The 11,035-nt window shown below is 58.2% G+C and carries 9 protein-coding genes; all 9 read left to right on the forward strand.

The features are described 5' to 3' along the window. On the forward strand, nucleotides 1-619 hold a 619-nt coding region (locus BG52_RS00925; protein WP_144340690.1), incomplete at its 5' end, for a LysM peptidoglycan-binding domain-containing protein. 546 nt (nucleotides 620-1,165) lie between these two features. Continuing rightward, the gene (locus BG52_RS00930; RefSeq protein WP_397310102.1) at nucleotides 1,166-3,814 is read left to right on the forward strand and encodes a valine--tRNA ligase; all 2,649 of its coding nucleotides are present in this window, start codon (nucleotides 1,166-1,168) and stop codon (nucleotides 3,812-3,814) included. 44 nt (nucleotides 3,815-3,858) lie between these two features. Beyond that, nucleotides 3,859-5,226, forward strand: a complete 1,368-nt coding sequence (locus tag BG52_RS00935) for a bifunctional folylpolyglutamate synthase/dihydrofolate synthase (protein WP_036585737.1) — start codon at nucleotides 3,859-3,861, stop codon at nucleotides 5,224-5,226. Nucleotides 5,227-5,234: 8 nt separating this feature from the next. Then, nucleotides 5,235-6,623, forward strand: coding sequence for a UDP-N-acetylmuramate--L-alanine ligase (gene murC, locus BG52_RS00940; RefSeq protein ID WP_036585817.1), 1,389 nt, complete (start codon nucleotides 5,235-5,237; stop codon nucleotides 6,621-6,623). 157 nt (nucleotides 6,624-6,780) lie between these two features. Continuing rightward, a complete protein-coding gene (locus BG52_RS00945) occupies nucleotides 6,781-8,208 on the forward strand; it encodes an SPOR domain-containing protein (protein WP_036585738.1) in 1,428 nt (475 codons plus the stop codon). Between the two features lie 73 nt (nucleotides 8,209-8,281). Further along, complete coding sequence (locus BG52_RS00950) at nucleotides 8,282-8,524, forward strand: DUF4321 domain-containing protein (RefSeq protein WP_036585740.1); 243 nt, start codon at nucleotides 8,282-8,284, stop codon at nucleotides 8,522-8,524. Between the two features lie 64 nt (nucleotides 8,525-8,588). Further along, nucleotides 8,589-9,227 (forward strand): Maf family protein, encoded by a 639-nt coding sequence (locus BG52_RS00955; protein WP_263280384.1) that lies wholly within the window; start codon nucleotides 8,589-8,591, stop codon nucleotides 9,225-9,227. Between the two features lie 30 nt (nucleotides 9,228-9,257). Beyond that, nucleotides 9,258-9,947 (forward strand): RadC family protein, encoded by a 690-nt coding sequence (gene radC, locus BG52_RS00960; protein ID WP_036585742.1) that lies wholly within the window; start codon nucleotides 9,258-9,260, stop codon nucleotides 9,945-9,947. A 44-nt stretch (nucleotides 9,948-9,991) separates the two neighbouring features. Then, the gene (locus BG52_RS00965) at nucleotides 9,992-11,023 is read left to right on the forward strand and encodes a rod shape-determining protein (protein ID WP_036666601.1); all 1,032 of its coding nucleotides are present in this window, start codon (nucleotides 9,992-9,994) and stop codon (nucleotides 11,021-11,023) included. Nucleotides 11,024-11,035 lie beyond the last annotated feature (12 nt).

Genomic DNA, 11,035 nt, shown 5'->3' on the forward strand with positions numbered 1-11,035 from the left:
GAGCCATGCCGCACAGCCGGATAACCGGGAAGCCGAGCCTCCGGCTGTGGCTGGCGGCTGGCATGCCATCGCGGACGCGGAATCGACCGTTCCGTTTCCGACCAACCGCAGCAGGCAAGAAGATCGGCCGGAATTTGAAGAACCCGACACGCCGCCGTTCTCCGCACGCGATGAAGCGTTCGCTCCTGCGACGGACGAGTCCGAACTGCCGCAGTCCGCTCAACCCGATCCCGCCAAAGCCGAAATGCGAATTGCTTTCGGAGCGGCACGCGGGGTGCGCGAGCCTGCTGCCGATGATTCGGTCGGCTTGATCTCGCTTTTGCATGCCGGCCGCCGGGAGCAGGAGTTAAGGCGGGCGGCGGAGCAAGACCAGGCGAAGCAGCAGGCGGAACGGGAGATTCAGCCGCCGCCCGGCGACGACATCGTATGGCAGAACCTATTTCTCGGCAAGCAGCAGGATGAGCAAGAATTCCGCAGGCTGCGCATGTGCATCGTTCAGCGGGAGGACACGCTGGAGACGATCGCCGGACGTTATCAGCTCAATCCCCGTGAAATTATTTTGTTCAACCGGCTTTCCGCGAACAATGTTTCGGAGGGTCAAGTGCTCATGATTCCGTAGCTTGCCGGGCAAACGAAATCATGCGGCCAGCCCGAACTTCCCGTGCCGCTTGCAGCGTGCGGCGCGATGAAGTTCGGGTATTTGCCGTGCCGGGCTGCAATTTCCCGACCGGGATGCGCTGACTCCCGCGTTCCTGTTGGCATAGCAATCGCATGCGCGTCGGGTCTTGTCTTATATTGACGGCGGGGGATAAGATCGGTATGATAGGTAATAATGAAAACTATGAAAGACGTTGAAAGGGAAGAGTACGCAGCCGCGCCTTCAGAGAGCGGGACCGTTACGCTGAAAGGTCCTGCAGGATCAGCCGCTGCTACAGGTCGCCCCGGAGTTGCCTCCTTGAGCGGTTTGTCCGCAGAGTGGGCCGGCTTGCAGCCGTTATCAGCCCGAGTGTCGCATGGCTCAAGCGCCTGCGAAAAAAAGGTGGTACCACGGAAGCTCAACCTTTCGTCCTTTGGGGACGGAAGGTTTTTTCTATTTTACCGTTATGAATCCGATGGGCAACCCGCCCATTGTTATAATTGGAGGTAAACAGGAACAATGACGGAAATGAACCGCACGACCGAAATGCCGACGACTTACGAGCCGAAGGCGGCGGAGCGCAAATGGTATGATTTTTGGATGCAGGGCAACTTTTTTAAAGCGGGCAATCGGCCGGACGCCGAAACCTACACGATCGTCATTCCGCCGCCAAACGTAACCGGGATGCTGCATATCGGGCACGCGCTCGATTTTACGCTGCAGGACATCATGGTGCGAACGAAAAGAATGCAGGGCTATGACGCGCTGTGGCTGCCGGGCTCCGACCATGCCGGCATTGCGACGCAAACCAAGGTGGAGCAGAAGCTGCGCGAAGAAGGCTTATCCCGGTACGATCTCGGACGGGAAAAGTTTTTGGAGAAGGTGTGGGAATGGAAGGAGCATTACGCGGGCTCGATTCATGAGCAGTGGGCCAAAATGGGCTTCTCCCTGGACTACTCGCGCGAGCGGTTCACGCTGGACGAAGGCCTCTCCCGCTCCGTTCGCGAGGTATTCGTCCGGCTGTACGACAAGGGACTGATCTACCGCGGCAAAAAAATCATCAACTGGGATCCGTTGGCCCGCACGGCGCTGTCGGACATCGAAGTCGAATACAAGGAAATGCAGGGCGCGCTATACCATCTGCAGTATCCGCTGAAGGAAGGCGGCGGCTACATCACGGTCGCCACGACACGGCCGGAGACGATGCTGGGTGATACGGCGGTGGCGGTGCATCCGGAGGATGAGCGCTACAAGCACCTGATCGGCCAATCGCTCGTACTGCCGGTGCTGGGCCGCGAAATTCCAATTATTGCCGACGAGTACGTCGAGAAGGAGTTCGGCAGCGGCGCGGTAAAAATTACTCCGGCGCACGATCCGAATGACTTCGAGGTCGGCCTGCGACACGGGCTGCCGCAGATCGTGGTTATGGATGAAACCGGCACGATGAATGAGCAGGCCGGTCCTTATCAAGGACTGGATCGTGCCGAGTGCCGCAAGCGGATCGTTAAGGATATGCAGGATCAAGGCGTATGCGTTCGCATCGAGGAGCATGTTCATCAGGTCGGCCACAGCGAGCGTTCGGGCGCGGTCGTGGAGCCGTATCTGTCGACTCAATGGTTCGTCTCGATGAAGCCGCTGGCCGAGAAGGCGATTGAAGCGCAGAAGGCCGGTCGCGGCGTCACGTTCGTGCCGGACCGTTTTGAGAAAATCTATCTGCACTGGATCGAGAACGTCCGCGATTGGTGCATTTCGCGCCAGCTCTGGTGGGGTCATCGGATCCCCGCCTGGTACTGCGACGCTTGCGGAAGCATGCATGTCTCTCGCGAGGATGCTGCGGCTTGTCCTTCCTGCGGCGGCGAGCTCCGCCAGGATGAGGATGTGCTGGACACCTGGTTCAGTTCGGCGCTCTGGCCGTTCTCGACGCTAGGCTGGCCCGAGGACAGCGAGGACATGAAGCGTTTTTATCCGACCGATGTGCTCGTGACCGGCTACGATATCATTTATTTCTGGGTGGCCCGGATGATATTCACCGCATTGGAGTTTACGGAGCGCATTCCGTTCAAGGACGTGCTGATACACGGCCTCGTCCGCGACGCGGAGGGACGCAAAATGTCCAAATCGCTCGGCAACGGCGTCGACCCGCTGGACGTGATCGAGCAATACGGCGCGGATGCGATGCGTTTCATGATCTCCACGAGCAGCACGCCGGGACAGGACCTGCGCTTCCGCTGGGAGAAGGTTGAGCAATCGCGCAACTTTGCGAACAAGATCTGGAACGCATCCCGTTTCGCGCTGATGAATCTCGAAGGCGTGACACCGGCAGACATCGACATCCGCATGCCGCTCGGTACGGCCGATAAATGGATATTGCACCGGCTGAACGAAACCGTGCGTGATGTTACGCGTTTGATCGACGGCTATGAGTTCGGCGAAACCGGCCGTCTGCTCTATAATTTTATCTGGGATGATCTGTGCGATTGGTACATCGAGTTCGCCAAGCTTAATCTATACGGAGAGGACGAGGCTGCGAAGCGCGCCACGCAATCGGTGCTGGCTTACGTCCTCGACCGGACGCAGCGTCTGATTCACCCGTTCATGCCGTTCATCAGCGAGGAAATTTGGCAGCATTTGCCGCACGAAGGCGAGACGATTACGCTTGCGCCGTGGCCTGTCTACGATTCTGCGCTCGAGTCGGCCGACGCGGTGCGCGAGATGGGGCTCCTGATGGAGATGATTCGTGCGGTGCGCAACATCCGCGCCGAAGTCAATGTGCCGATGAGCAAAAAAATCGATCTGCTTGTGAATGTTTCAGGGGAAGCGGAGCTGGCCATATTGAACCGCAACGAAGAGTTCGTGCGGCGTTTCTGCGGCACTTCGAACCTCGAGATCGGACTCGGATTGTCGGCTCCGGACAAAGCGATGACGGCGGTCGTGACGGGCGCCGAGCTGTACCTTCCGCTCGCCGGCCTGATCGATATCTCGCAGGAAATCGCTCGTCTGGAAAAGGAACTTCAAACCTTGAACGGCGAAGTGGAGCGGATTGATAAAAAGTTGGCCAACGAAGGGTTTGTCGCGAAGGCGCCAACCAAGGTTATCGACGAGGAAAAGGCAAAAATGAAGGACTACGCGGACAAGCGCGACAAGGTGCTGGCCCGCATTGCCGAGCTGCGCGGTTAAGCTCGGATGAGTAGAACAAGCATCGTACGGAAAGAAGGGCTTCTATGAACATGGAACAACGCGCAGCCGGCGCCGCTTCGCTGCAATCGTACGAGGAAGCGCGGGCATGGATTGAAGGGCTGGTGCCGTTCGGCATCCGTCCCGGACTTGAGCGGATGAAGGCGCTGCTGGATACGTTCGGACATCCCGAACGGCGCCTCAAGTTCATCCATGTCGCGGGCACGAATGGTAAGGGCTCGGTATGCGCTTATTTGACATCGGTGCTGATCAAGTGCGGGTATGACGTCGGCACGTTCACGTCACCCTATATTACCAAGTTTACGGACCGGTTTCAGTATAACGGCGAGGATATTCCGGAGCAGACGGTGCTGGAGCTCGCCAACGAGATAAAGCCGCAAGTCGAGGCGATGGAAGCAACCGAGCTCGGCTCGCCGACGATGTTCGAGGTATCGACCCTGCTGGCCATTCTCTATTTCGGCCAAACGGTTTTTCCCGATTATGTCGTCTGGGAAACGGGACTGGGGGGGCGACTCGACGTCACGAACGTCGTCACGCCGGTCGTTTCGATCATAACGAACGTGGGCCATGATCATATGGACATATTGGGGGATACGCTCGAGCAGGTAGCCCGTGAGAAAGCGGGGATCATTAAGCCAGGGGTGCCAGTTGTCAGCGCGGCTGCCGACCCGGAAGCGGTTGCGGTCATACGGGAGGCTGCGGCCTCCTGCCGTTCTACCCTTTATCTGTTGGGCGAGCAGTTTCATGAATCCCCGCTAATGGTTAGGGAAGATGAACAAAGTTTCCGGTTCGAAGGGATATTCCGCACGATCGAACCTTTGACCGTGACGTTGAACGGCGCCCATCAGCGGACCAACGCGGCGGTGGCGGTTATGACGCTCGAAGTGCTGCGGCAGTATTATGCGCTCATCGTGGAAGACGCGGATTTGCAGGCGGGCCTGCGCGAAGCTCGGTGGCCCGGCCGTCTGGAGACAGTGAGCAGGGAGCCGCGCATCGTGCTGGATGGCGCGCATAATCCGGAAGGCATGGAGACGCTGGCGATTGCGCTGCGCGATACGTATTCTTTCGGGAAGCTGCATGTCATGATCGGCATGCTGGCGAATAAGAATCATCGTGATACTTTGCGGCATATACTACCCCTAGTGGATACCCTGATCATAACCGAGCCCGATTTTCGCAAAAAGCTGGCTGCCGACGAGCTGCGCGCCATGGCGGCCGAAGCGGAGAACGGTCCGGCTGACATAACGGTCGAATCCGATTGGCGTAAAGCGCTTGAGCTGCTGCAGCGCCGGACGGAACCGGGCGATCTGGCGGTCGTAACCGGCACGCTGTACTTGATCGCGGACGTTCGTTCCCGTTTGCTCTACAATACGGATTCTGAAAAAGGTTGGTGAATCGCGAGTTGAACACGGCAGAACACGTTCATTTCATCGGTATCGGCGGCTACGGGATGAGCGCTATCGCCAGGGTTATGCTGGAGATGGGCTACAAGGTGTCCGGCTCCGACGTCGCAAGGCAGGAGCTGACGGAGAAGCTTTCGGCCAAAGGGGCCATGATTTATATCGGTCATGAAGCAAAGCATGTGGACGGGGCGAACCTGGTCGTTTATTCGACCGCGCTGTCCAGAGATAACGTAGAACGGCGGGCGGCCGAAGCGTTGAATATACCGGTCATACACCGCGCTCAGATGCTGGCCCGGCTTATGAACGCCGGCAAAGGCATCGCGGTCGCGGGCGCGCACGGCAAAACGACGACGTCGTCGATGATTGCACTTGTGATGGAGGCTTGCGGGCTTGACCCAACTTATATTATCGGCGGCGAGATCGTGAACGTCGGAACGAACGCCAAGGCCGGCAAAGGCGAATACGTCGTGGCCGAGGCAGACGAGAGCGACGGCTCCTTTCTGCAGTATCATCCGGCCGTTGCGATCGTCACCAACATTGAGGCCGATCATCTGGAAAATTACGACGGCGATTTCGATAAGCTGAAGGCGGCGTACGTGCGGTTTCTGGAGCAGGTGAAGCCGGACGGCAAAGCGATCGTGTGCGCGGATGATGAGAATGTCCGCGAGCTGCTGCCCCAGGTATCGGGTGGCGGAGAAATCGTTACTTACGCGATCGACGCGGATGCCGATTATCAAGCGACGGATATTCAGCTCGGCGACCGCAAGGTGTCGTTCAGGATCAATAAGCGCGGAGCCGAGCTTGGCCGCATCAAGCTGTCCGTGCCCGGCAAGCATAATGTCAGCAACGCGTTGGCCACGGTCATCACTTGTCTGGAGGCGGGTGTCCCGTTCGCTTCGATCGCGGAAGCGATCCGCTCCTTCCGCGGCGCGAAGCGGCGCTTCCAGGTGCTCGGCGAAGTAAACGATATGCTCGTGATCGACGATTACGCGCATCATCCGACCGAGATCCAGGCGACGATTCTGGCTGCGAAGGCTACCGGAAAACGAATTATCGCGGTGTTTCAGCCGCAGCGGTACACGCGTACGTTTTTTCTGCTGGAGCAATTCAGCCGGGCCTTCTCCGAAGCGGATGAGGTCGTCATCACCGACATCTATTCGCCGGCGGGCGAAAAGCAGATCGAAGGCATCAATGCAGGCAAGTTGGTTGAGATGATCGTTGCCAACAGCAATGCGAATACGGTCTATCAGCCGACCAAGGATGACGTGTTTGGCTATCTGTCCGAGCGCGTCGCCCCCGGCGACCTCGTGATCACGATGGGCGCCGGCGACATATGGAAGGTGGCGGATGCGCTCGCGGGCAAGCTGCGGGAGCGGTATCCGGAATAGGCATAGAGCGCTCGCTGCAGCGGCAATACAAAGGATCTCCGGTTCATCGTCCGTTCGGATGGCGGTACCGGTGGTCTTTTTTGTCTCGGGGCCCAACATAAATCTCTCATTCTCTTCATAGAGTAGAAGTATAAAACCGGAGAAGGAGAGAGATACGATGAACCCGAAAGCGCGCATCACCTATCGATTCGAGAAAGAAAGCGGCCGGGCGCGGCGTCAGCCGTCCGATAAGCCGGAACGCGGCCCGGCGTCCGACAGCAAGGTTGTGCCGATCTTCCGCGAAGAGCTGTATTTCACGGCCGATGTCGCTCCGTGGAACAGCCCGTTTCAGGACGACGCCTTTGCGCTTGAACGGCTTATTCGGGAAACGGATACGGACAATGCGGCCGGCGGCCGCCGGCTGCGGCCGGTGGAAGTCTCCTTGCCGATAGATGATACTCCACATGCTGAGCGACCGACGGACAGGGTGGAACGGATGATCCGGGAAACGGACGCTCCGCCGCTTCAGGCGGCCGCCGATATTCAGCTCGGAGAGATCAGGGACAAAGCGGCGATGGATGAGCGGTCACAACACCGGGTCCCTTCGGACGACCGCCGGTACATAGATGCCTTCACGGGTTATGATGGACGGCTATCGGAGACCACTGCTCCCCCTTCTTCGGGAACGGAACGGGATAGCGACTATACGGGATTTGTCGTAGAGCGTCGGCGCGACGGAGGGCCGTCGTGGCTGAAGGTGTTCGCTTCGGTGGCCGGTGCCGTGCTGACAGGGGCATTGTTCGGTTATCTTGTGCTCTCCTTGTTTGCGGGAAAATCGCCGCTGCCTTCGGCGGAAGGGAAAGCGGCCGCTAAGGTTGCCCCTTCTTCGTCTCCATCTTTATCGCCATCGCCGGAAGCCCGCGATGGTTCGGCCGCTGCACCGGCTGTTCCGTCCGTCCCGTCCTCCGGCGCTAAGGCAGGGAAGTCCTCCGTATCGGCGGACTTCCCTGAACGTACCTATACGATGCTTCAATTTGGCGTGTTCAGCAATGAAGAGGGGATGAGTGCCGCGCTGAAGCAGCTGCGCGCGAAAGGCTTGGCGGCTGCCGCGGACACCACCGATGGCTACCGCGTATACGCGGGCCTGGCTGCCGATCGGGTGCAAGCGGCTGATCTGGGGAAAGCGTTGGATGGCGTCGAGGTGTACCGGAAGGAAATCGCGGTCAAAGCCGTTTCCGGGTTTCCCTTTAACGGAAAGAGCGGGGACGCGGTCCGATTTTTTGAAGCTGCCGATGCGCTCATTCGCACGTTAGGCGGATTGACGGCGGGCTTGCTCGCCGGCGGGCAGCCTGTTTCTTTGGCGGCCGATGAAGCGGAAGCCTGGAAGGAAGCGATGCGGCAGTGGTCGCAGTCTGCGGCTGTATTCAGGAAAGGGGCGGCCGCTGACTACCAGCCTTATATAGATCGTTTGGACCAGTCCATAAGAACGGCTTCGGAAGCGATGGAGGAATACGAAAAGAACGTTTCGGCAGAACGCTTGCGGAATGCGCAGACGGCTCTGATGGAAGCGGTGTTCGTACAAAAGGAATGGATGGGGCGCTTTTGACGCATTGTAAACGGAATGCTTCCAACGTATAATAAAGGGCAGGGTGTCAAAAAAAGGCGAGGGAAGTTGGAAGATGAAGAAAAATGCGTGGTTTCTCATGCTTTTTATCCTGATCGGACTCATAGCCGGCGCGCTTGCGGCCAGATGGCTGAAGCAGGTGCCGGGCATATCGTTTTTAACGGATACGGCCCGGATTTCCTGGTCGCCTGCTGCCGATCTGCTCGTTTTCAGCTTTGATTTCTCGCTGCGTATCGATATCAGCCTGCTCAGCATCGCCGGCGCGATCATTGCCATCTGGCTGTATCGCAAAATGTAGGGATCCGCGGCAGTAAAGGCCGTCACGAAGCACCAGCATGTATAATGGACAGGAGCGGATTCGGTTGAACAATTTGACGGATCTTCATGGGCGAACGCCGCAGCGGCTTATTATGGCTTCCTCTTCGCCGAGAAGGCGTGAGCTCATACAGTCGCTTGGATTGCGCATACCTGTCACGATCATGGCATCCGATGCGGACGAAAGCACGCCGGCGGATTGGACGCCGCAGCAGATCGTCGAAGCGCTTGCGCTGCGCAAGGCGCGTGCGGTAAAAGCAATGCTGGCGGATGTCGAGAGGAACCATCAAGCACCGGCGGTCGTGGTAGGAGCGGACACGATCGTCGTGCTGGACGGCGAGATGATGGGTAAGCCCCTTGACGTTCGCGAGGCTGCGGGCATGCTGCGCCGGCTGCAAGGGCGAACGCACGAGGTGTATACCGGCGTGGCGCTTGTCTCGACCATGGATGGCCGCGAGGCGATCGCGCACCGCATGACGCAAGTACATATGAAGCCGCTTGATCTCCGTTTGATTGAACGATACGTCGCCTCGGGGGAGCCATCGGACAAAGCCGGCTCCTATGCCATCCAAGGATTGGGCGCTACCCTGATCGACCGGATCGAAGGCGATTATTTCAATGTGGTCGGCCTGCCCCTGTCTCTATTGTCCGAGCTGCTCGGCGAGTTCGGCATTGACGTGATTTGACGAAGCACCAATCGAAAGGCAGGACCGGATATGGATACGCAAACGCTGATTTTGCGCGATATCCCCCAAGAAGACCGACCGAGAGAGCGCATGATGGCCTATGGGGCAGACGCACTTAGCCACGCCGAGCTTTTGGCGATTCTGGTAAGAACCGGAACCAAAAGCGAATCGGCCTTACATTTGGCTTCCCGCATCTTGAATGCGTGCGGAGGCCTGCGCGGTTTGATCGATATGAGCATTGACGAGTTGACGGAAATTCGCGGCATCGGACCGGCCAAAGCCATTCAGCTCCGGGCCGGTCTGGAGCTCGGCCGCCGCATTGCGCAGAGCCGTTCCGAGGAACGCTATACGATCCGGCGGCCGAAGGATGCTGCCGACTACATGATGGAAACGATGCGTTATTTAAAGAAGGAGCATTTCGTCTGTCTTTTTCTAAACACGAAAAATCATGTGATCGGGCGCGAAACGCTGTCAGTCGGAACGCTTAACTCGTCGCTGGTGCATCCGCGTGAGGTATTCCGTGCCGCGATCAAATGCAGCAGCGCCTCGATCGTTTGCCTGCATAACCATCCGAGCGGCGATCCTGCGCCCAGTCCGGAGGACGTTTCTCTCACGAAGCGTCTGCGCGAGGCGGGCGATTTGATTGGTATAGACGTGCTGGATCATATTGTCATCGGCGACGGCAGGTTTGTTAGTTTGAAGGAACAAGGTCTGATGTAATATAATATAAGGGATTGTCTGATCGATAGAAGGGAGTTTAACTAATGTTTGGAGGCTTCACAAAAGATTTGGGGATCGACCTGGGAACGGCGAATACCCTTGTTTACGTCAGGGGTAAAGGCATTGTCGTCAGGGAGCCGTCAGTGGTGGCCTTGCGTACCGATACGAAAACGATTGAAGCGGTAGGCGAGCAGGCGAAAAAAATGATTGGCCGCACGCCGGGCAATATCCGCGCGATTCGCCCGATGAAGGATGGCGTCATCGCTGACTTCGATACGACGGCGACGATGATTAAATATTTTATCCGGCAGGCGCAGAAGCAGCGCGCGTTTTTTCCGCGCCATCCGAATGTGATGGTTTGCGTGCCGTCGGGCATTACCGCCGTCGAGAAGCGCGCCGTCGAGGATGCGACAAAGCAGGCGGGCGCACGGGAGGCGTATACGATTGAGGAGCCGTTCGCGGCCGCGATCGGAGCGGATCTTCCGGTATGGGAGTTCATCGAATATATGGTCGTCGATATCGGAGGCGGCACGACCGAGGTGGCCGTCATTTCGCTTGGCGGCATCGTAACCAGCCGTTCGATCCGGATTGCCGGCGACGAGATGGACGAAGCGGTCATTCAATATATCAAACGGATGTATAATCTTATGATAGGCGAGCGGACGAGCGAGCAACTGAAGATGGAGATCGGCTCGGCGCTGCCGTTGGACAAAACCGAGACGATTGAAATCCGGGGACGCGACCTCGTTACGGGACTGCCCAAGACGATCCCGATTACATCCGACGAAATTACCGATGCGCTCACCGATACGGTGAATGCGATCGTTGACGCGGTTAAGGTGACCCTCGAGAAATGCCCGCCGGAGCTGTCGGCGGACATTATGGACCGCGGCATCGTGTTGACCGGCGGCGGCGGGCTGCTTCGCAACCTGGACAAGCTGCTGGCGCGAGAAACGGGTATGCCGGTTATCGTAGCCGAGAATCCGCTCGATTGCGTGGCGATCGGTACGGGCCGGGCGCTTGAGAACATTCATTTGTTCAAAACGAAGGGCGGCGGAGGACCGCGCAAGCGTTAATGTACCCGCCGG

Source organism: Paenibacillus darwinianus (genome assembly GCF_000598065.1).
GTDB lineage: Bacteria > Bacillota > Bacilli > Paenibacillales > Paenibacillaceae > Paenibacillus_I > Paenibacillus_I darwinianus.

Excerpts from the sequence above, each read along its gene's own strand:
- BG52_RS00930 (WP_397310102.1), top strand. The coding sequence starts at position 1,166 with ATGAACCGCACGACCGAAATGCCGACGACTTACGAGCCGAAGGCGGCG.
- BG52_RS00935 (WP_036585737.1), top strand. The coding sequence starts at position 3,859 with ATGAACATGGAACAACGCGCAGCCGGCGCCGCTTCGCTGCAATCGTAC.
- radC (WP_036585742.1), top strand. The coding sequence starts at position 9,258 with ATGGATACGCAAACGCTGATTTTGCGCGATATCCCCCAAGAAGACCGA.
- BG52_RS00950 (WP_036585740.1), top strand. The coding sequence starts at position 8,282 with ATGAAGAAAAATGCGTGGTTTCTCATGCTTTTTATCCTGATCGGACTC.
- BG52_RS00945 (WP_036585738.1), top strand. The coding sequence starts at position 6,781 with ATGAACCCGAAAGCGCGCATCACCTATCGATTCGAGAAAGAAAGCGGC.
- BG52_RS00965 (WP_036666601.1), top strand. The coding sequence starts at position 9,992 with ATGTTTGGAGGCTTCACAAAAGATTTGGGGATCGACCTGGGAACGGCG.